The organism is Streptomyces sp. NPDC002809 (assembly GCF_040295435.1).
Taxonomy (GTDB): domain Bacteria; phylum Actinomycetota; class Actinomycetes; order Streptomycetales; family Streptomycetaceae; genus Streptomyces.
In genome coordinates, this window is sequence record NZ_JBEOVJ010000025.1 from 68547 (window position 1) to 89119 (window position 20573).

The 20573-nt window shown below is 71.4% G+C and carries 18 protein-coding genes; 13 read left to right on the top strand and 5 right to left on the bottom strand.

What is annotated here, in order from left to right:
- The first annotated feature begins 35 nt into the window (after window positions 1-35).
- A complete protein-coding gene (locus ABT025_RS17390) occupies window positions 36-1562 on the top strand; it encodes a nickel transporter (RefSeq protein WP_502971966.1) in 1527 nt (508 codons plus the stop codon).
- On the opposite strand, the gene ABT025_RS17395 is transcribed toward ABT025_RS17390, so the two are convergent.
- The 3 genes from ABT025_RS17395 to ABT025_RS17405 form a co-directional block, all read right to left on the bottom strand.
- A complete protein-coding gene (locus tag ABT025_RS17395) occupies window positions 1563-3608 on the bottom strand; it encodes a serine/threonine-protein kinase (protein WP_350994808.1) in 2046 nt (681 codons plus the stop codon).
- Window positions 3609-3715: 107 nt separating this feature from the next.
- Window positions 3716-4204, bottom strand: a complete 489-nt coding sequence (locus ABT025_RS17400; RefSeq protein WP_350994853.1) for a MarR family winged helix-turn-helix transcriptional regulator — start codon at window positions 4202-4204, stop codon at window positions 3716-3718.
- Window positions 4205-4272: 68 nt separating this feature from the next.
- Window positions 4273-4872: a type 1 glutamine amidotransferase family protein gene (locus ABT025_RS17405; protein WP_350994810.1), complete on the bottom strand. Its 600-nt coding sequence runs from the start codon at window positions 4870-4872 to the stop codon at window positions 4273-4275.
- Window positions 4873-5042: 170 nt separating this feature from the next.
- On the opposite strand from ABT025_RS17405, the gene ABT025_RS17410 reads away from it, so the two are divergent.
- The 3 genes from ABT025_RS17410 (at window position 5043) to ABT025_RS17420 (ending at window position 8078) form a co-directional block, all read left to right on the top strand.
- Entirely contained in the window at window positions 5043-6404 is a 1362-nt protein-coding gene (locus ABT025_RS17410; RefSeq protein ID WP_350994812.1) for an aspartate aminotransferase family protein, read from the top strand.
- Between the two features lie 83 nt (window positions 6405-6487).
- A complete protein-coding gene (locus ABT025_RS17415) occupies window positions 6488-7252 on the top strand; it encodes a GntR family transcriptional regulator (protein WP_350994814.1) in 765 nt (254 codons plus the stop codon).
- A 175-nt stretch (window positions 7253-7427) separates the two neighbouring features.
- A complete protein-coding gene (locus ABT025_RS17420) occupies window positions 7428-8078 on the top strand; it encodes a putative DNA-mimic protein (protein WP_350994816.1) in 651 nt (216 codons plus the stop codon).
- A gap of 53 nt (window positions 8079-8131) precedes the next feature.
- On the opposite strand, the gene ABT025_RS17425 is transcribed toward ABT025_RS17420, so the two are convergent.
- Window positions 8132-8926 carry an SLATT domain-containing protein gene (locus ABT025_RS17425; RefSeq protein ID WP_350994818.1) on the bottom strand — a complete coding sequence of 265 codons (795 nt, stop codon included), beginning with the start codon at window positions 8924-8926 and terminating at the stop codon, window positions 8132-8134.
- 377 nt (window positions 8927-9303) lie between these two features.
- Here ABT025_RS17425 and ABT025_RS17430 point away from each other — a divergent pair, with 377 nt between their 5' ends.
- The 4 genes from ABT025_RS17430 (at window position 9304) to ABT025_RS17445 (ending at window position 11847) form a co-directional block, all read left to right on the top strand.
- Window positions 9304-9639: a YbaB/EbfC family nucleoid-associated protein gene (locus tag ABT025_RS17430; protein ID WP_350994855.1), complete on the top strand. Its 336-nt coding sequence runs from the start codon at window positions 9304-9306 to the stop codon at window positions 9637-9639.
- Between the two features lie 184 nt (window positions 9640-9823).
- Window positions 9824-10423: a recombination mediator RecR gene (recR, locus tag ABT025_RS17435; protein ID WP_266780167.1), complete on the top strand. Its 600-nt coding sequence runs from the start codon at window positions 9824-9826 to the stop codon at window positions 10421-10423.
- Between the two features lie 101 nt (window positions 10424-10524).
- Window positions 10525-11184 (top strand): DUF5063 domain-containing protein, encoded by a 660-nt coding sequence (locus ABT025_RS17440; protein WP_350994827.1) that lies wholly within the window; start codon window positions 10525-10527, stop codon window positions 11182-11184.
- A 75-nt stretch (window positions 11185-11259) separates the two neighbouring features.
- Window positions 11260-11847, top strand: coding sequence for a GNAT family N-acetyltransferase (locus tag ABT025_RS17445; RefSeq protein WP_350994828.1), 588 nt, complete (start codon window positions 11260-11262; stop codon window positions 11845-11847).
- A gap of 734 nt (window positions 11848-12581) precedes the next feature.
- Here the strand turns inward: ABT025_RS17445 and ABT025_RS17450 are convergent.
- Window positions 12582-12866: a hypothetical protein gene (locus tag ABT025_RS17450; RefSeq protein WP_350994830.1), complete on the bottom strand. Its 285-nt coding sequence runs from the start codon at window positions 12864-12866 to the stop codon at window positions 12582-12584.
- Between the two features lie 242 nt (window positions 12867-13108).
- Here ABT025_RS17450 and ABT025_RS17455 point away from each other — a divergent pair, with 242 nt between their 5' ends.
- The 5 genes from ABT025_RS17455 (at window position 13109) to ABT025_RS17475 (ending at window position 20507) form a co-directional block, all read left to right on the top strand.
- Complete coding sequence (locus tag ABT025_RS17455) at window positions 13109-15646, top strand: hypothetical protein (RefSeq protein ID WP_350994831.1); 2538 nt, start codon at window positions 13109-13111, stop codon at window positions 15644-15646.
- 287 nt (window positions 15647-15933) lie between these two features.
- Entirely contained in the window at window positions 15934-17205 is a 1272-nt protein-coding gene (locus ABT025_RS17460) for an aspartate kinase (protein ID WP_148019924.1), read from the top strand.
- Window positions 17202-18266 carry an aspartate-semialdehyde dehydrogenase gene (locus tag ABT025_RS17465; RefSeq protein WP_350994834.1) on the top strand — a complete coding sequence of 355 codons (1065 nt, stop codon included), beginning with the start codon at window positions 17202-17204 and terminating at the stop codon, window positions 18264-18266. Before ABT025_RS17460 ends, ABT025_RS17465 begins: the two co-directional genes overlap by 4 nt.
- 358 nt (window positions 18267-18624) lie before the next feature.
- Window positions 18625-19200: a SigE family RNA polymerase sigma factor gene (locus ABT025_RS17470; RefSeq protein ID WP_350994836.1), complete on the top strand. Its 576-nt coding sequence runs from the start codon at window positions 18625-18627 to the stop codon at window positions 19198-19200.
- A gap of 98 nt (window positions 19201-19298) precedes the next feature.
- Window positions 19299-20507 carry a hypothetical protein gene (locus tag ABT025_RS17475; RefSeq protein ID WP_350994838.1) on the top strand — a complete coding sequence of 403 codons (1209 nt, stop codon included), beginning with the start codon at window positions 19299-19301 and terminating at the stop codon, window positions 20505-20507.
- The last annotated feature ends 66 nt before the right edge of the window (window positions 20508-20573 follow it).

A 20573-nucleotide genomic window follows, 5' to 3' on the forward strand; every position in this document is an offset into this window, starting at 1 on the left:
GCCGATCCGAAGAGGACCGAGTCACCGAGTTGATGATGCGAACCGTGCGTGCACTGCCCGCCGCACTGCTTCTCTGCCTGTCCGCGGCGCCCCTCGCGGGCGCCTCCCCGGCCGCGCAACCCGCCCACCCGCTGGGCAACTTCAGTCTGAACCGGTACGACGGGCTACGGCTCGCCCGGGACGCGATCACGGACACCGCCGTGGTCGACAGTGCGGAGATCCCCATGGCCCAGGACGAGGACGCGACCGACGGGAACGGGGACGGGACGGTCTCGGTCGCAGAGGCGTCCGTCCGTGCCGCTGACCGGTGTGCGGCACTCGCCGGGCGGACCCGGGCCTCGGTGGACGGCGAGCCGGTGATCTGGCGGGTGGGCAGCAGCGCGCTGACGTACGGCAGGGGAGCGGCCGGTCTGCCCATCGCCAGGCTGACCTGCGTGCTCAGTGCCGACGCCGATCTCTCCCGGCCCGTCGGCGTGGCCTTCACCTCGGCCGCCGAGGCCGGCCGGACCGGCTGGAAGGAGGTCACAGCGGTCGGCGCGGACGGGGTACGCCTGGTCCGGTCGTCGGTCCCGGCGCGGAGTTCGAGCGACGTGCTGCGCCGGTACCCCTCCGGAGGAACACCGCTGGACGTGGTCGGTGCGGACCTCCGGACGGAACCCGGGGCGGCCGCCGCCGCAGGCCCCGGCCGCCCCGCCGCCGCCCCGGCCGTGGACCGGGACGCGATTCTCTTCCCGGCGCTGGAGGACCGGCTCACCGGGCTGACCTCGGGCCGGGACCTGACGCTGCCGGTGGGGCTGCTCGCGGTTCTGCTGACGGTGCTGCTCGGTGCCGGTCACGCGGCACTGCCGGGTCACGCCAAGCTGGCGGTCGCGGCCTGCCTGGCGCGCCGGGAGGGCGGGGTGCGGGCCGCGTTCGCCGTCGGTGCGACGGTGACGGCGACGCACACCGCGGGGGTGCTGGCCGTGGGCCTCGCGCTGACCACGGGCGGCGGGTTCCTCGGCGACCGGCTGCTGGGCCGGCTGGGCGCGGTGAGCGGTGCGGTGATCGCCGTGCTGGGCGCGGGACTTGTACGGACAGCGGTACGAGAACTACGAGCGGGTGAACCGGCGCGACACAGCCGCGGTCATGCGCACGGCCACGGGCATGCGCACGGTGAGGACGGTCATGCGCACGGCCGCGGTCATGCGCACGGTGAGGGCGGGCATGTCCACGAGCTGCGGCCCGGGGCCGGTCCGTCCCGGACCAAGGGGTTGCCCGCGCTGCTGGGTGTCGGGCTGGCCGGCGGGCTGGTGCCCAGCCCGTCCGCGCTGGTGGTCCTCCTGGGTGCCGTCGCGCTCAGCCGCACGTTCTTCGGTGTGCTGCTGGTCGTCGGCTACGGCGTGGGCATGGCTCTCACCCTCGTCGCCGCCGGCCTGTTGCTCTCCGGCGGCGGGAACAGGGTGGCCGCGCTGGCCGGGCGCCGACTGCCCTCGCTGCGGCGCTGCCTCCCCTACGGGAGCGTCCTTACCGCGGTGGCGGTACTCGCGGTGGGTGTCGGTCTCGTGCTGCGCAGTCTGCCCTGATCAGCCGGACTTCGTGTAGGTGAGCTTCTCGCCGGAGTCCGTGTTCACCCGGCTCAGGGTGCCGTCCGGGAGGAGCGTGAGCAGGGTGGCGCTGCCCGGGGTGCAGGACGTCATCGGTTCGCCCAGCGCCACCGTGGAGGGGCCGAGGCTGACCGGTTCGCCGTCGGCCGGTTCGACCGCCAGGTCCGCCTCGAACACACAGCGGTAGGTGCCGCCGGTGTCCAGCGGTCCCTCAGCGGTGAGCGTGAGCACGGCGTCGCCGACCTGGCCCTGCTGGATGACGAGTTCGCGGGTGGAGTGTCCGGCGGCGTTGTCGATGCTGCCGGTCCAGGTGCCCAGATAGCCCTCCGGGACGTCCCCCTCGACGTTGCCGCCCTGCCCGTCGTCGTCGTTCTTCCCGTCGTCGCCGGCCGACGGGTCCTGCGAGTCCTCGGAGGAGGGCGAGCCGGAGGAACCGTGCGACGGAGAGGGGTCCGTGGGGGAGGCGGTGGTGGTCGCGTCGCGGTCGCTCATGACCGCGTAGACGGACCCGCCGGCCCCGATGGCGACGAGTACGGCGATGGCGACGAGGGCGACCGTCGAGCCGGCGCTCCGGCGTGCGGGCGCGGGGGCCGGCGGCTGGATGCCGGCCGGGTGGGGCGGGCCGTACGGGGGCGTGGGGCCGAAGCCCGGCTGCTGCGGATAGCCGTACGCGTAGCCCTGGCCGGGGTTCTGCTGGTGCGGATATCCGTAGCCCTGGCCCGGGTGCGGCTGGGCGGGCTGCTGCGGATAGCCGTACGTGGGTGAGGGCGTCCCGTACGTGGGCGAGGGCGTCCCGGACGGTGGCGGTGCGGTCGGCGGGGCGGCGGGTGTGGGGGGCCCGATCGTGGTGGGGACTCCCACGACGCTGCCGGGCGCGGGTGGTGCCGGTGGTGCGGCTTCGGCCGGTGCCTGGCCGACGGGCGGCCGGGGTGTGTTCCCGGGCGGTGCGGTGTCAGCGGGTGCGGCATCTGTCGGGACCGCATCCTTCGGGGCCGCGTCCTTCGGGACCGTATCGGCCGGGGCCGCGTCGGTCGGAACTGCGCTCGCCGGAACCGGGCTCGCCGGGATCGTGTCCGTCGGGATCGTGCCCGTCGGGTCCTCCGAGTCGAGCAACCCCACCGCATGGCGGCCGAGTTGGGCGATGAGCGCGCCCGGCAGCCAGGGTTCGGCGGTGTCGCCCTCGTCCAGCCGTTCCAGGATCTCGTCCGTGGACGGACGGGCTTCGGGGTCCTTGCGGAGGCAGTCCTGGATCAGTTCCACGAGGTCGACCGGCACCCCGGTCAGGTCCGGGTCCTCCTGCGCGATCCGGAACAGCAGTGCGTGCACCCCGCTGGCCGCCGCACCGAACGGAAGACGCCCGGTCGATGCGTACGCCAGCACCGAGCCCAGGCAGAACACGTCGCACGCCATGGTCACGCGCTCGCCGCGCACCTGCTCGGGCGACATGAAGCCGGGCGAGCCGACCAGTGCGCCGGTTCGGGTGAGGCCGCCGTCCGTGACGGTGTCGAGGGCCCGGGCTATGCCGAAGTCGATGACGCGCGGGCCGTCGATCGTCAGCAGGATGTTGGACGGCTTGAGGTCGCGGTGGATGAGCCCCGCGGAGTGGATGGCCCGGAGTGCGTGGGCGAGGCCGGTGCCCAGGATGTGAACCGAGCGGTCGGGCAGCGGGCCGTACGCCCCGGGGGCCGGGCCCGCCGAGGTGCTCGCGCGCCCCGAGACGGTGGCCTGGAGGGACGGGCCGGCGACGTAGCCGGTGGCGACCCACGGAACGGCGGCCTCGGTGTCGGCGTCCAGTACGGGGGCGGTCCAGGTGGAGCCGACCAGGCGGGCGGCCTGCACCTCCTTCCGGAACCGGTCGCGGAACTCCTGCTGTTCGGCGAGTTCCTCGCGGACCAGTTTGAGCGCGACCACGCGTCCGCGGTCCGAGCGGGCCAGATACACCTGGCCCATGCCACCCGCACCGAGCCGGCCCAGCAGCCGGTAGGCGCCGATGCGTTGCGGATCGGTGGCCCCGAGCTTCTCCATGGTGTGCAGTCCTCCCCCGTACGGCGACACACCGGACGGGTCGAGAATAGCGGCGCGGGTGTGCGGCGACGGGGTTGCGGTGCCTGGTCCGTGCCCCGGCCGTGCCCTCAACCGCCGGAAGGGCCGGGGGAGTCGGCCGGACCAGGGGTGTCGGGACCGGTCAGTGTCCGCATGGCCCGGGTCAGGTCCTCCAGGACCCGCACCGTCTCCGTGAAGGCCTCGTCCCCCAACTCCTGTGCGAGGCGCGCCGCGAACTCCGCGTGGCCCGGGTTGATCCGGGACATCGCCGTGCGGCCCTCCTCCGTCGGGCGGAGCAGCTTCGCGCGGCGATGGGCCGGGTTGGGGACGTACTCCGCGAGTCCCTTGCCCACCAGCAGGTCGGCGATGCGCTGCACGGCCTGCCGGGTGATGCCCATCGACCGGGCGATTCCGGAGACCGGCAGCGGCTCGGTGATCACCGCGCCGAGCACCTGCCACCACGCGGCGGTCAGTCCGGCCGGAGCGGCCAGCTTCTCCGCCACGGAGAGGAACCGGCCGTTGAGGTGGAAGATGCCGAGGGCGGTCCGGCTCAGCCGGTCCTGGTCGGCGTTGCTCAGCCGGTCCTGGTCCGCGTTGCTCAGCTGCTTTTGCTCGGCGTTGCTCAGCCGGTCCCGGTCCGCGTCACTCATCCCTGCAGCACCTCGTACGCGCTCGCGTCCGAATCGTGGAAGAGCCTGAACCAGGCGTCGAGCTTCTTCTCGTCGTACACCCCGAGGCGGGCGAAGACCTCGCGGGCGAACGCGACCGGTTCGGTGGGTCCTGCGGTGATCAGGTCGCCGTCGGTGACGGCATCGGCGTCGGTGTAGCGCGCGGCGCCCGCATAACCGGTGGCCGCCAGATAGAAGGAGACCGCGCTCGTGTGCGCCCGCTCGTCGAGCAGCCCCTCGCGGGCCAGTCCCGCCGTCGCCCCGCAGATCGCGGCTACCGGCACCCCCGCGTCCAGGAAGGTGCGTGCGGTACGGGCGAAGGGGGCGAGCGCGTCGCCGGAGTCCCACAGCGAGGCGCCCGGCAGGATCAGCAGAGCGCTGTCCTCGGGGCGCAGCTCCGCGAGCGCCAGATCGGGGCGCACACGCAGTCCGCCCATGCTGGTGACGGGAGCGGTGGTGGGTCCGACGGTCCGGACGGTGAAGCCGTTCCGGGCGAGGTGGGCGGTCGTGTGCCCGGTCTCCCAGTCGGCGTAGGTGTCGTACACGGCCAGGTGCGCGGTCCTCGTGCTGCGGGTCATGACGGCCTCCTCGACGGGAAGAACACTTATGACAACATGCTGTCGTGTCGACAGCATGTTGTCAACACCTCCTGGGCTTGCGACGGACCCGACACCCTGCCGAACCAGGCGGCCCACGCCATACAAGGTGGCCATCCCGCCGCGGCCCCGACGCCGCCTACGCTCGTCGCATGACCCCTCATCCCCCTGTCGACTCCGCCGCCGGCGCGGCCGTCAAGGCCGCCGACCGCGCGCACGTGTTCCACTCCTGGTCCGCCCAGGGCCTGATCGACCCGCTCGCCGTCGCCGGCGCCGAGGGGTCGTACTTCTGGGACTACGACGGCAACCGCTACCTCGACTTCACCAGCGGCCTCGTCTTCACCAACATCGGTTACCAGCACCCCACCGTCGTCGCCGCGATCCAGGAGCAGGCGGGGAAGATGACGACCTTCGCGCCCGCCTTCGCGGTCGAGGCGCGCTCCGAGGCCGCCCGCCTCATCGCCGAGCGCACCCCCGGCGACCTGGACAAGATCTTCTTCACCAACGGCGGCGCCGAGGCCGTCGAGAACGCCGTCCGGATGGCCCGGCTGCACACCGGCCGTACGAAGGTGCTCTCCGCCTACCGCTCGTACCACGGTGCCACCTCCACCGCGATCAACCTGACCGGTGACCCGCGCCGCTGGGCGTCCGACAACGGCTCGGCGGGCGTCGTCCGCTTCTGGGCCCCGTTCCTCTACCGCTCGCCGTTCTACGCCGAGACCGAGGCGGAGGAGTGCGCCCGCGCGCTCCAGCATCTGGAGGACACCCTCGCCTACGAGGGTCCTTCGACCATCGCCGCGATCATCCTGGAGACCATCCCGGGCACGGCCGGCATCATGACGCCGCCGCCCGGCTATCTCGCCGGTGTCCGCGAGATCTGCGACCGGTACGGCATCGTCTTCGTCCTCGACGAGGTCATGGCCGGCTTCGGACGCACCGGCAAGTGGTTCGCCGCCGACCACTTCGACGTCACCCCCGACCTGATGACCTTCGCCAAGGGCGTCAACTCCGGTTACGTACCGCTCGGCGGCGTCGCCATCTCCGCCGAGATCGCCGCCACCTTCGACACCCGTCCCTACCCGGGCGGCCTCACCTACTCCGGCCACCCGCTGGCCTGCGCGGCCGCCGTCGCCACCATCCACGTGATGGAGGACGAGAAGGTCATCGAGAACGCCGCCCACATCGGCGAGACGGTCCTCGGCCCCGGTCTGCGCGAGCTCGCCGAGAACCACCCGTCGGTCGGCGAGGTCCGCGGCCTCGGCGCGTTCTGGGCGCTGGAGCTGGTCCGTAACAAGGAGACCCGCGAGCCGCTGGTCCCGTACAACGCGACGGGCGAGGCCAACGCGCCGATGGCGGCCTTCGGCGCTGCGGCGAAGAAGAACGGCCTGTGGCCCTTCATCAACATGAACCGCACGCACGCCGTTCCTGCGTGCAACGTCACCGAGGCCGAGGCCAAGGAGGGCCTGGCGGCTCTCGACGCCGCGCTGTCGGTGGCCGACGAGCACACCGCGTAGCGCCGCCCGCGGGCGCCGGCGACCCGCGCCCCTCCCCTTTCCCTCGTCTAAGGTGACCCGAGGCCGAAATGGGGAGGGGCGCCATGCGCGCGAGCGGAGCGGTCACCCGCAGTACGCTGCGGCAGCAGATCGCGGACGCGCTGCGTGACGAGGTGCTGGCCGGGCGTCTGCAGCCGGGACGGGAGTTCACCGTCAAGCAGATCGCCGAGCAGTACGGCGTCTCCGCGACGCCCGTACGCGAGGCACTCTTCGATCTCTCCGCGCAGGGCCTGCTCGAATCCGACCAGCACCGCGGATTCCGGGTCCACGAGTTCACCGTCGCGGACTACCGCGCGATGGTGGAGGCACGCGCCCTGGTCATGGACGGGGTCATCCGGGACGTCTTCAAGGGGGCGCTCCCCTCGCCGCCGCAGCAGGCCGCCTACCGTGACGCCCTCGTCTCCGTACGCCGCCGGGCCGAGGAGGCCTCCCGCGCGGCGCGCTGCGGCGACCTGGACATTCTCATCGGCTACGACCTGCGCTTCTGGCGCGAGGTGGGCGCGCTCGTCGGCAACAGCTACATCACCGACTTCCTTCACCGGCTGCGCGTCCAGGCCTGGGTCTTCGCCGTCCCTTACCTGCGCGGCGACGCGGACGTGCGGGACTGGCTGTGGAACGGGCACTCCGAACTCGTCGCCGCGATCTCGCACCGGGACCGCGACGCCCTGCGCAGGGCCGTCGAGGACTACAACGGCCACGCCCTGAGCTGGGCGGACCGGCTGGCGGCCGGAGACCCGGCTCACCCGGGACACACGCCGCGGCCGGACGGTACGGAGGGTCCCACCGCCAACGGGCGCCCGAGGACCTGACCCCGGTCCGGGCGGACGGCGGGGCGGACCGGCGACGGCGGGGCGACGACGGTGGGGCGGGCCGAGTCGGTCGTGAGGGAGCACTGTCCGCGACGTCCCGGCCGCATTACGCTGTCCCGACCATCGCACCACCGCATGCACCACCGCACGCATCCCCGTATGAGAGCGAGACTTCGTGGCCTGTGACCTGTGGCTGGTCCCCCTCGTCGATGTGCTGTGCCACAGCCCCGACAACCCCTTCGCCGAAGAGATAGCCGTCTACGACAAAGCGCTCGTCGAGGCAGGGCTGCCGCCCGTGCCCGTCTACGCGTACATGCCCGGACTGACCGGTGACGTGGCCCCGGTCGCGGGCTTCGACTACGACGCGCTGCACTTCCTGCGCCGCGCCTACCTCCTCCACCTCAGCGGCCTCGCCGTCACCCCAGTCGACGAACTCGGCGGGGACTACGAGCAGTTGCTGGAGATGTTCGAGCCGGCCGCCCAGCAGTCGCACCTGGTGTGGCACTACGACCATGCGGGCGCGTACGTCCCCGTGGACTTCGCCGGGCCGCTGTCCACCGATGCCCTGCTGGAGGGCGGTGGTCCGCTCGGTTCGGCGCACGGGCTGCTGCGGGAGCTGCAGTTCGTCGCCCCGTCCATCGGTATCGATCCGGCCAACCCGCCCCCCGCCCCGCTGCCGCCCGCCGCGCCCACCGCGCTGGAGGAACCGGCGTTGCCGATCCCGTACGACGACAACCCGTTCGCCCGGGAACGCCACGTCTGGCTCGGCCTGCACGCGGCGGTCACCCGCAGCCTCGCCCAGGGCTCGATGATCATTTTCAGCTGAGGGCCTGACAGGCACGGACCCCGCAGCTCCCCGCGGTGCTCACCGGTGACCGGTCACCGCGGGGACTCCGGCGGCCGCTGGCGCGGCATGTTCGGCCGGCTCATCGACTGCAGCGGGAACCTTCCCTGCTGAGCCCCCGGCTCCGTGCGCCCACCGCCCGAGCCGCCCGAGACCAGCGCCTGCATCCCCATGGGCGCGGGACCGGCCCGGAACTCCACCATCCAGTCCGCGGTCTCCGACCGTACGAGCTCCGTGATGTCCTCCGAGAAGCGCCGCAGCACCCCCAGGCACCGCTCGGCCGCCTCGCTCGCCGTCCCCTCGGCCGGGCCGAGCACCTCGCGCACGCACTCCGACGCCCAGTCGAACTGGAGCACCTGGAGCCGCCGCTGCACGGCTTGCGCCGTGGCGAGACTTCTTATCCAGCCAGAGGTCAGCCCGAAGTACCGGTCGCACGCCATGCACGCGGCGCCCAGCAGCAGCGACAGGTACCCCCAGCCGGCTGCGCCGTGCAGTGCGCCCGTCAGGTCGAGCAGCGGCAGCGCGGCGCCCGCCACCGCCCCGGCAGCGGTCCCCAGCCGCAGCGCCCTGGCGCCGCGCCGCTTCCACACCCGGTCGCCCAGGTACCAGTCGGCGGTGCGCAGCGCATCGGCCTCGATCCAGCGGTACAGCTCGTCCAGCCGCTGGGCGGGTTCGCCCCAGTCACCGAGCGGGAAGGGCGTCCCGGTCAGGTCCCTGCCCTGTGCTTCACGGCTCCGGGTGCCGGAGCCCGCACCGGAGGAAGCGGCCGAACCGGGCACACCGGGTTCGTTGCGGGGCGGCCCTTCGGGCTGCATCTCCGGCTGACTCACCGGGGTACTCCTCTGCATGCTGGATAGCGACGCGTGTTCTCGACCGCGTACTCGACGATGGGCGGATCTCTGCTCTCTGTGCACTCGCTGCTCACTGGCCCGGTGCGACCCGCAGTTCCTCGTGCGTAACCTTGCGTGACGAGAGATGCGCGTGCGCGTCCCGGGACGCACCCCTTCCTACCGCCGAATGGTGGGCCGTGGGGTCGAAATCGCGGTATTCCCGGGTGCACAGGGCCTCTGGTCAGGTATAGGAGTCCTGCCACGGCCTGCCCGAACTCACTCGAAAGAGTTGCTCGCCAGTGGGTGGGGCGCGCCGCCCAGGGACCACGTAGGCTCGGCTTACCGAAACATTTGTCGTCGAAATGCCTGGAGTGACCGTGATTCCCGGTGGTGGTCAGCCCAACATGCAGCAGCTGCTGCAGCAGGCTCAGAAGATGCAGCAGGACCTTTCCGAGGCGCAGGAGGAGCTTGCCAGGACCGAGGTCGAGGGCCAGGCGGGCGGTGGCCTCGTGAAGGCGACGGTCACCGGCTCCGGCGAGCTGCGCGGCCTCGTGATCGACCCGAAGGCGGTGGACCCGGAGGACACCGAGACGCTCGCGGACCTGGTCGTGGCGGCGGTCCAGGCGGCGAACGAGAACGCCCAGCAGATCCAGCAGCAGAAGCTGGGCCCGCTGACCCAGGGCCTGGGCGGCATGCCCGGCCTCTCCTTCTGACCCCGGACGTACCGCGTACGACCCCAGACGTACCGCGTACGACCGCGGACGTACCGCGTACGACCCCAGACGTACCGCGTACGACCGCGGACGCACCGCATACGACCGCGGGCGTACCCAAGACCGTACGTACCCCCTACGGTACGTACCACGACGCAGCCGACCCGGCCCGAAAGGCGTTCCGTTGTACGAAGGCGTGGTTCAGGACCTCATCGACGAGTTGGGCAGGCTGCCCGGCGTCGGTCCCAAGAGCGCGCAGCGGATCGCCTTCCACATCCTGCAGGCCGAGCCCACGGATGTGCGCCGTCTCGCCCATGCGCTGCTGGAGGTCAAGGACAAGGTCCGCTTCTGCGCCGTGTGCGGCAACGTGGCCCAGCAGGAGGAGTGCGGGATCTGCCGGGACCCGCGCCGCGACCGGACGGTCATCTGCGTGGTCGAGGAGCCGAAGGACGTCGTGGCGATCGAGCGGACCCGTGAGTTCCGGGGCCGCTACCACGTCCTGGGCGGGGCGATCAGCCCCATCGAGGGCGTCGGCCCGGACGACCTGCGCATCCGTGAGCTGCTGGCCCGTCTCGCCGACGGCTCCATCACCGAACTGATCCTGGCGACCGACCCCAACCTGGAGGGCGAGGCCACCGCGACGTACCTGGCGCGGATGGTCAAGCCGATGGGTCTGCGCGTCACCCGGCTGGCCAGCGGCCTGCCGGTGGGCGGCGACCTGGAGTACGCGGACGAGGTCACCCTCGGCCGCGCCTTCGAGGGGAGGCGTCTGCTCGATGTCTGATCGTCTTCCGGCCGTCGGCCGGCGGCCTCACGACGGCTTTACGTTCAGCGCAGCTATCTTCTACTCACCGTCTGCGACCGTGCCCACGGGAGGTCTCCTCGATGTCTGACGCCACGCTGAACACTGTCACGCAGGACCCCGACGACTTCGCGGTCCAGATCGCCGACCAGATCAAGACGTTCATCGTCGCGGTCACCGAGGTTTCCATGGTCGAGGAGCCCGAGGAGGCCGTCCCGGTCCTGCTCCTCCAGGTCTCCCAGCTCCTGCTGGCCGGCGGCCGGCTGGGCGCGTACGAGGACATCCTTCCCGACGAGCGCTACGAGCCCGACCTGGGCGCCGAGCCGGACGCGGACGGCCTGCGCGAGCGCTTCGCGGCCCTGCTGGAGCCGATCGACGTCTACTCCGAGGTCTTCGACCCGTACGAGCCCCGCAAGGCCCCGGTCCCGGCACGCATCTCCGACGACCTGGCCGACCTGGTCACGGACCTGCGCCACGGCCTAGCCCACTACGAGGAGGACCGCACCACGGAGGCCCTGTGGTGGTGGCAGTTCTCCTACTTCTCCAACTGGGGCTCCACCGCCTCCGCCGCCCTGCGCGCGCTCCAGTCCCTGATCGCCCACATCCGGCTGAACCAGCCCCTCCAGGAGCTCGACGGCCTGGACACCGACCAGGACGCCGGCGACGAGGACCTGGCCGAGGAGGCCGGCCGCGTCATGGTCGAGGAGATCGCGGGCCCGCTGGGGCTGCGGCCGGTGAAGTAGCTCCCCGCGGGGACCTCGGGCCGGGTGGTCCGGAACAAGATCGCCACAGGGCCGCTCAAGTTCTACGATCACCGGATGATCGAAGGTACGACGGTAAGGCTCCGCGCACTGCGCGCGCAGGACGCGGAGCATCATGTCCGGTGGCGCAACGACCCGGAGGTGGTGCACTGGGCGGCGGCCGGTGACCCGGTATTCGGGCCGGTCACGGCGGAGGCCATCGGGAACGCCTTCGAGACGATGCTGCGGTTGAACCCGAGGGATTCAGCCGTCTTCACGGTCGAGGACCTGACCGACGGCGCGGTGATCGGGATGGTGGACTACCGGGACCTGGACCCCTTCGCGGGGCTGGTCACGGTGGGCGTCACCATCGGCAGCCGGGACCACTGGGGCGGCGGGTACGGCTCGGAGGCGTTGAGGCTGCTGGTGGGGCACCTGTTCGGGGTCTTCGGCCTGCACCGGATCGAGCTCGACACCTGGAGCGGCAACGAGCGGGCCGTCCGCGCCTTCACCAAGGCGGGCTTCCGGGAGGAGGGCCGGCGCCGGGAGACCGTGCTGGTGGCGGGCAAGCGGTACGACACCGTGCTGTTCGCGATGCTGCGCGCGGAGTGGCCGGGTTCGGTCGCTCAGGGTCCGGGCCCACAAGAGGTGCGGGGAGCCGCCTGACGGGGACCCTGCTCGCCGTGTGAAGAATGCCGGTGCCGTTGTCGGTGCCCGCTGCTGAGGCCTGTCCTGCTGCTTGGCGTGATCCGCATGGAGGCTCTGGGGTGTGAGGAGTCAGCCGACCTCATTGAGCGGACGGCGGGCGGCGGACGGAATATGAGCGACGACCGGCGATGGTTCAGTCCGGCTGCAGCGACTCCGAAGGTTGTAACTGCGTCGAGGCCGCCCTGAGTCGGCGTACATCCACGTACAGCGGGTCCGAGGGCGACAATTGCGTCCTTCTGTAGGAATGGGTGGTGGGGTTGCACCCGCCCACCCTCCCAAGTCCCGTGCACACCTGCGTGGATGACTTTCGGTGACCGGTTTGCGTCACAGCGTGTGCACGCTGTGGGTTCGGCGTGACAGTCCTTGAAAAGGACGATCCCGGCGGTGCACCAACACCAACCGGGATCTCGTCCTGACAGATCGAAAGCGACTCGATCCACATGCCTTCCGCCCATGTTGGTGCTGCCCTGCGCGCGCCTGCCCATCGCTTGGCCAAAGCGGGTTTCGGTAAACGGCACGTCCCCGACGAAGCCCCGTGCGGCGCGGCCGCCCGCGACGAGGCGAAGGGCGCGACGGGCGACGTCCCGGACACGTTCCTGGCCCGCCCCCGGCAGCGTACGGACGTCGCGGCCGGGGTGGCGGGACTGCGGGCGGCCAGTGGGGCCCAGGTCCCGTTCGGTGATGGCCGTGGGTCAGCCGCCGTCGCAGCGAAGGTCCTGCGGCCGCATGTAGCCCAGCTGGGCCCCGTTGTCGGTGCGGGACACCCGCCACAGCTCGTCCGCCCCGGAGCGCGTGCCGTTCACGGGGATGCCGGGGTCCAGGTAGCCGACGACATCGGTCCACGGGTTGGAGCCCGCGTAGATGGGGGCGTCGGCGTGCGTCGCGAAACAGGTGCCGCCGGCGTGGGCGGGCGAGGCCGCCAGCGGCACGGCGGACAGGGGCAGGAGCAGGGGGAGTGCGCGGAAGGCCTTGCGCATGGGGACTCCGGAGGGGGACGGGCCCGGGGGCGTGGGCGCGGCGACGACCGGTAAGACCTGCGCACGGTCCGGCGGGCGCAAACGCCACCGGACACTCCGTCACTCCTCCGGCGCAGTGGACGGGCGCACCGCAGATGTCCGGCGGCGCGCAGCAGGCGACACGCGATACGGACATTGGTGATCATATAAATATAAAGCGGTAGTTTGCGGCCTCGGTGACATTCGCACTGGGGAGTTCACTTGTGAGACGGCCACATATCCGTACGTCGCGCCGAGGGCCCGCGTTCAGGGCCGTTCTGGCCGTCCTGTCGCTGGTGCTAGCGGGCTCGTCCGTCGGCGCCGGTGCCGCGGCCGACGTTCCCGCCCCCGCCGCCGGCACCTCCGTCATCACGGTGAAGACCGGGGGCGACCGCCAGGGCGACTCCGCTGTGACCCCGCTCGCGGGGGTCCGGCTGGCGCTGTACGACAGCGAGGACGCCACCGCGCCCGTCACCGGTGACTGGGGCCGGTGCGAGTCCGATGCCGACGGTGACTGCAGTTTCACGGTGCCGGACACCGGAAGCGGCGGGGCCAACGAGGGCGCACGCTTCTGGGTCGGACAGCCCGACGGCGGCGTACCGGACGGCTGGTTCACGAATCCGGCCCTGCGCACGGGCGACGGCAGCGGCTCGGGGTCGGTGGAGTCGGCGTACCGGTTCCGCGCCCCCGCGCCGGCGGACGGGGAGACCTACTCCTCCACCCGCGACTTCATGATCGGTACCGACTGGTCGGCCAGTCCCTACGCAGCCTCCGGCGGCATCTGGCAGCAGTCCCGGGTGAATCCGCGGAAGCCGGAGTCCTGCGGTCTGGACGTCGCCGTGGTGCTGGACATGTCGGCGTCGGTCGGCAGCGCGCTGCCGCAGCTCAAGCAGGCCACCGACAAGCTGGCGGACGCGCTGACCGGCACGCCCTCGCGCATGGCGCTCTTCTCCTTCGACCGCAATTCGCCGAGCTCGGGTACGGCCAACACGCCCGAACTCATGCAGGTGTCCACGCAGTCCGGGGCCGACGCCTTCAAGAAGCTCTACGCGGACTGGGCCCTGAGCTCCGGTACCAACTGGGACCAGGGGCTGAACGCGGTGGCACACGCGGAGCCGGTCTACGACCTGACCGTCGTGCTCACCGACGGCAATCCGACCCGCTGGAGCAAGCCCTACACGGGCGACGGCTCGCACACGCACTTCGCCGATGTCGAGGGCGGCGTCTTCTCCGCCAACGCGGTCAAGGCGCAGGGCACCCGCGTGGTGGCGGTCGGGGTAGGCAAGGGAGTGGAGGGGATCTCCGGCCTCAACCTGAAGGCGATCTCGGGCGAGACCGCGTTCGACGACGAGGCCCCGAACCCGTCGACCGCGGACTACTACCAGACCACCGACTTCGCCGCAGCGGGCGAGGCCCTGCACGAAATGGCGCTGACCCACTGCGACGGCTCGCTGTCCGTCATCAAGCAGATCGTTCCCTCGGGCACGACGGGCGAGGACGTGACGGGAGCCGAACCTGCCGGTCCGGGCTGGCAGTTCGACGCCTCGACCACCGAAACGGGGGTGGGTGGGCTGCCGGACACGCAGACCACGACGGACGACGGAACGGGCGGCGTGGTGTTCACGCCCTCCTTCCCGAACACCGTCCCCGCCGCGGACGTCACGGTCGCCGAGACCCAGCAGCCGGGCCACACGCTGGTCACACAGGACGGCGACAACGCGGTCTGCACCGATGTCGGCGACGGATCACCGGTCGACGTGGCCAACACCGGTACGGGCGGTGCCCCCGGCTTCACCGTGGAGGTGCCGCGCCTCGGGGCGGTCAGCTGCGTCGTCTACAACCGCGCGACCGCCGGGGCGGACGTCACCGTCCACAAGAGGTGGACGGTGGACGGCACGACGTACGACCACGCCGACCGCCCGGACGGCCTCGACGCGGACCTGGCGCTGACGGGACCCGCCGGAGTGGAAGCCTCCGGTCCGACGGGACCCGCCGGAGCGGAATCCTCCGCCCAGGACTGGGATGTCACCCGCGAGGGCTACGACGCCGGTGACACCACGACGATCGCCGAGACCCCGACGGTGCCCGCGTCCTGCACGCTCGACGGCAGCCGGCTCGTCTCGGCCAACGGCGCGGACATCGACGAGGCGCTGCCGTACGACGCGGAACTGGCCGCCGGGCACAACACGTTCACGGTGGAGAACCGGGTCAACTGCAAGGCCGGGCTGACCCTGGTGAAGCACGTGGTCAACGGCCACGGCGGCACCGCCTCCCCCGCGGACTGGACGCTCGGCGCCACCGGACCGAGCACCGTCTCCGGGCCCTCCGGGGCCGACGAGGTGACCGGGGCCGAGGTGGAGCCCGGCACGTACACGCTGTCGGAGTCGGACGGCCCGCAGGGGTACGAAGCCGGGGACTGGGCGTGCGAGGCCTCGCGTGACGTGCTCCCGGTGACGGGCGGGACGGTGGACGTCGCGACCGGAGCAGCGGTGACCTGCACCCTCACCAACACGGAGAAGGAGCCCAGGCCCACGCCGACACCGACGCCCACGAAGCCGACCCCTCCGCCCGGCGGCGGCCACGGCGGCGGTGGCCACGGTGACGGCGGCCACGGTGACGGTGACGGGAATCTGGCCGAGACCGGTGGCGTCATCGGCTGGTGGCCAGGGCTCGTCGCCGCGCTGCTGGTGGCCGTCGGTGCGGGGCTCACGCTCCGGCGCCGCGGACGGACTGCGGCGCACCGGGGCGCGGCTCCCCGCTGAGGGGGATCCCGCGTACGCGTCGCGGGGCACGGCCGGTGAGGCCGTGCCCCGGGTCCGTGCCCGGCGACGCGGGTCGCCCGGGCCTTCCGCGACTCGGTGTGTGGGCTGGGACACACAGGGGAGTGGGCGGGCGATCGGCGGGCAGCAGCCTCGTACGAGCAGTTCGGTGCGACACGCCGATGATCACTTGGTGAGCGGGACATCTCAGCATGTGATATCGGCGGGGCGTTTCCGGACTGCTCGTTAAACTGAGCCGACAGTCGTAATGGATTGAGCGAGGAGCGCACGTGGGCCTTGTCGTGCAGAAGTACGGAGGCTCCTCCGTAGCCGATGCCGAAGGCATCAAGCGGGTTGCCAAGCGAGTCGTCGACGCCAAGAAGAACGGCAACCAGGTGGTTGTCGTGGTGTCAGCGATGGGCGACACGACGGACGAGTTGATCGATCTCGCCGAGCAGGTATCTCCGATGCCGGCCGGGCGTGAGTTCGACATGCTGCTGACCGCCGGAGAGCGGATCTCCATGGCCCTTTTGGCGATGGCGATCAAAAACCTGGGCCACGAGGCCCAGTCGTTCACGGGCAGCCAGGCCGGTGTCATCACCGACTCGGTCCACAACAAAGCGCGCATCATCGATGTCACGCCGGGCCGCATCCGGACCTCGATCGACGAGGGCAACATCGCCATCGTCGCCGGGTTCCAGGGTGTCAGCCAGGAGGGCAAGAACATCACGACCCTCGGCCGCGGCGGGTCCGACACCACCGCGGTGGCACTCGCGGCGGCACTGGACGCCGAGGTCTGTGAGATCTACACCGATGTGGACGGTGTCTTCACCGCCGACCCGCGGGTCGTGAAGAAGGCCCGGAAGATCGACTGGATCTCCTTCGAGGACATGCTGGAGCTGGCCGCGTCCGGTTCCAAGGTGCTGCTGCACCGCTGTGTGGAGTACGCACGCCGCTACAACATTCCGATCCACGTCCGCTCGTCCTTCTCGGGGCTGCGCGGGACCTGGGTCAGCAACGAGCCGCAAGGGGACCAGCAGGTGGAGCACGCCATCATCTCCGGAGTCGCCCACGACGTCTCCGAGGCCAAGGTCACGGTCGTCGGCGTGCCCGACAAGCCGGGCGAGGCAGCCGCGATCTTCCGTGCCATCGCGGACGCCGAGATCAACATGGACATGGTGGTCCAGAACGTCTCCGCCGCATCGACGGGTCTGACGGACATCACCTTCACGCTCCCCAAGGCGGAGGGCCGCAAGGCCATCGACGCCCTGGAGCGCAGCCGGGCCGGCATCGGCTTCGAGTCGCTGCGTTACGACGACCAGATCGCGAAGATCTCCCTGGTCGGCGCGGGCATGAAGACCAACCCGGGCGTCACCGCGGGCTTCTTCGAGGCGCTGTCCGACGTCGGTGTGAACATCGAGTTGATCTCGACATCCGAGATCCGCATCTCGGTGGTCACCCGTGCCGACGACGTCAACGAGGCGGTGCGCGCCGTGCACACCGCCTTCGGTCTCGACAGCGACTCCGACGAGGCAGTCGTGTACGGGGGCACCGGCCGATGACCGCACGCCGCCCTTCTCTCGCGGTCGTCGGCGCGACCGGGGCGATCGGCGGCGTCATGCTCCAGATCCTCACGGAACACGCGGATGTCTGGGGCGAGGTGAAACTGATCGCCTCACCGCGTCTCGTCGGCCGCAAGCTGGTCGTGCGCGGTGAGGAGGTCGAGGTCCTCGGACTCACCGAGGACGTCTTCGACGACGTCGACGTGGCGCTCTTCCTGGTGCCCGACGAGGTCTCCGCGCGCTGGGCGCCGCTCGCCGCATCGAAGGGCGCCGTCGTCATCGACGACTCCGCCGCCTTCCGGAAGGACGGGGACGTACCGCTCGTCGTCCCCGAGATCAATCCCCATGCCGTACGGATCAGGCCGCGCGGCATCGTCGCCAGCCCGAACTGCACGACGCTGTCGCTGATCGTCGCGGTCGGCGCCCTGCACGCCGAGTTCGGGCTGCGGGAGCTCGTCGTCTCCTCGTACCAGGCGGTGAGCGGGGCCGGACGCGAAGGCGTCGCCGTACTGCGCGAACAGCTGTCGATGGTGGCCGGCACCGAACTCGGCACGAAGCCGGGCGACGTACGCCGCCTGGTGGGCGACACGGACGACGGCCCGTTCGCCGCACCCGTAGCCCTCAACGTCGTGCCGTGGGCCGGCACGGACGCGGGCGACGGCTGGTCGTCCGATGAGCTGGCGATCCGCGACGAGTGCCGCAAGATCCTTGATCTGCCCGCACTGAAGGTCTCGGCGACCTGTGTGTACGTACCCGTGATCGCCACGCATTCGATGTCCGTGCACGCCCGCTTCGAGAACGAGGTCGCGGTCGACCGGGCCCACGAGATCCTGGCAACCGCGCCGGGTGTCGTGCTGTACGACAACCCGGGAGCCGGAGATTTCCCCACCCCGTCCGATGTGGTGGGCACCGACCCGACATGGGTCGGCCGGGTCCGCCGTTCGCTGGACGACCCCAGGGCGCTCGAGCTCTTCCTCTGCGGCGACAACCTCCGCAAGGGGGCGGCGCTGAACGTCGCGCAGATCGCCGAAGCGGTGGCTGCCGAATTTCCCCGGTCCTGATCGAACCTGTTTTGTACGCTCTGTGAACGCCCTGTGAGCAAGTTGCTGGTCTGAACCTCTTGAGCTGGGGTATCGCGGTGGCCGACGATGACCTTTCGGCCCGTCGCAACCGCCGGCCGGGTGGCAGGCGTCTCAGTGGTCACTTCCTGCGCGGCGGGGCGCACATTCGGGGCATTCGGGGAAGAACGGGTCGTATGAAGGCATATCGCATGGAGTCAAACGCGGTGCCGTATGCGTACAACCCTGACGGGGGGAAACGTGTCCAACTGGCGTGGCAGAGGTTCTCGATATCACAGTGGTGGGCCCCCTGCGCGGCGCTTCGGTGCGACCGCTCAGACGGCCCCGCGCGTCCGGTGGTATGCCGGTGATCGCGCCCATGCCCGCAGCGCGGCCTGCGGGGCTGCCGTCGCAGCGCGAGGGCGCTGAGGAGAGCGTGGCAGCCGGAACCACCGTCGACCATCTCACCGAGACCTACCGCGCCCACTACCGTTCGCTGCTCGGCCTCGCCGCCCTGCTGCTGGACGACACGGCCTCCTGTGAGGACGTCGTGCAGGAGGCGTTCATCCGCGTTCATTCGGCGCGCAACCGGGTACGCGAGCCGGAGAAGACGCTCGCGTACCTGCGCCAGACCGTCGTGAACCTCTCCCGCTCCGCGCTGCGCCGACGCATCCTCGGCCTGAAGCTGCTCTCCAAGCCCATGCCGGACATGGCGAGCGCGGAGGAGGGGGCGTACGACCAACTGGAGCGGGACGCGCTGATCAAGGCGATGCGGGGGCTGCAACGGCGCCAGCGGGAGGTGCTGGTCCTGCGCTACTTCTCAGACATGACCGAGGCGCAGGTCGCCGAGACGCTGGGGATATCTCTGGGTTCGGTGAAGGCGTACGGCTCCCGCGGTATCGCGGCGCTGCGCGTGGTGATGGAGGCGCAGGCATGAACCGGCGCCACGACGACGATCACGGGCGCGAGGACGGGAACGGAGTCCGGCGCGGGCCTGCTCGCGGACATCGGAATGACCGGACTGGAAACGGAATTGTGAACCACGGGCCGGAGAACACCTCGCACACGGACCGCGACGCGGGGGAGGGCGCGCACCCCGCTCCCTTCGGCGCCGCCTCTTCCGGTGGGTCCGGCCGGTCCGCCGTGGACGCGGACACCCGGGGACTCGGAGGCCCGTCCGGTCTCTTCGGCCAGGGTTCCGGCCCCTTCGACGGTGATTCCCTCGACGAGGCCGCGCTGCGCCGGATGATGCACGGTGCCGTGCAGAGTCTCGAACCGAGCGACGGAACCCTCGACCATCTGTTCCGCGCGGTGCCCGCCCGGCGTGCGCGTCGTCGGCAGGCCCTTGTCGGGGTGGCCGCGGCCGCACTGCTCATCGGCACCGCGGTCCCCGCATTCGTCCATGTCGCCAACTCCGAGGGTTCGAGCACCGCCAGCCCCGCCATCGCCGGTCACGGCGAGCAGGCGCAGGGCGGCAACGGCGAGGAACCCGGCGCGGAATCCGTCAACGGGGGCGGCACCGGCGGCGAGGGCCAGCACAGCGGTGCCCAGGGCCTCCCGGACAGCACGGCCTCCCCGTCCGACAGCAGCGGCCAGGGCACGGACGAGAAGGTGGCCGGCGGACCCTCGGACGGCCCGGCCGCCAGTGCGCAGGCGGACATGCCGGCCTGCGCTCCCGAGCAGCTCGGAGTCGCCTCGGCGAGCACCGGCACGGCCGGTGCCGACGGCACGGTGTACGGAAGCTTCCGCATCGTCAACGTGTCCGGCAAGAACTGCTCGGTGAGCAGCAGCGGCACGATGGGCTTCGCGGCGACGGGGGCGGCCGACCCGGCCAAGATCATGGTCGTCCGGCACACCCAGGGGGACCCGGCGTCCGGACTGCCCGATCCTGCGCAGGAGGAGGCGACGGTGCTCCTGAAGCCGGACATGGCCTACGAGGTGATGTTCGCCTGGGTGCCCCAGGAGACCTGTCCGACCACCGGTAGTTCGCCCTCCCCGAGTCCCACGGACGGCGCGGCCGGTAGTACGGGGGTCGCGGCCGGGTCCACCACGGGCAGTGGGGCCACGGACAGCGCAGCGGGTACGGAGACGCAGTTCGGCAGCGAGGAGGGCGACGGCACGGCACAGGGCACCGTGTCCGTGCAGCACACGCCTGAACCGGGAGCGCCGGTCGCCGAGACGACGATCGCCAACGCCTGCGCGGGCACGATCTACCGGACGGGCGTGCTCGAAGCCACGTCGTGAGGGCGGGCGGTGAGGCGGGACAGGGCCCGGTGCGGGGAACGCCGACGGGCCCGTTCCGGCCGCCCT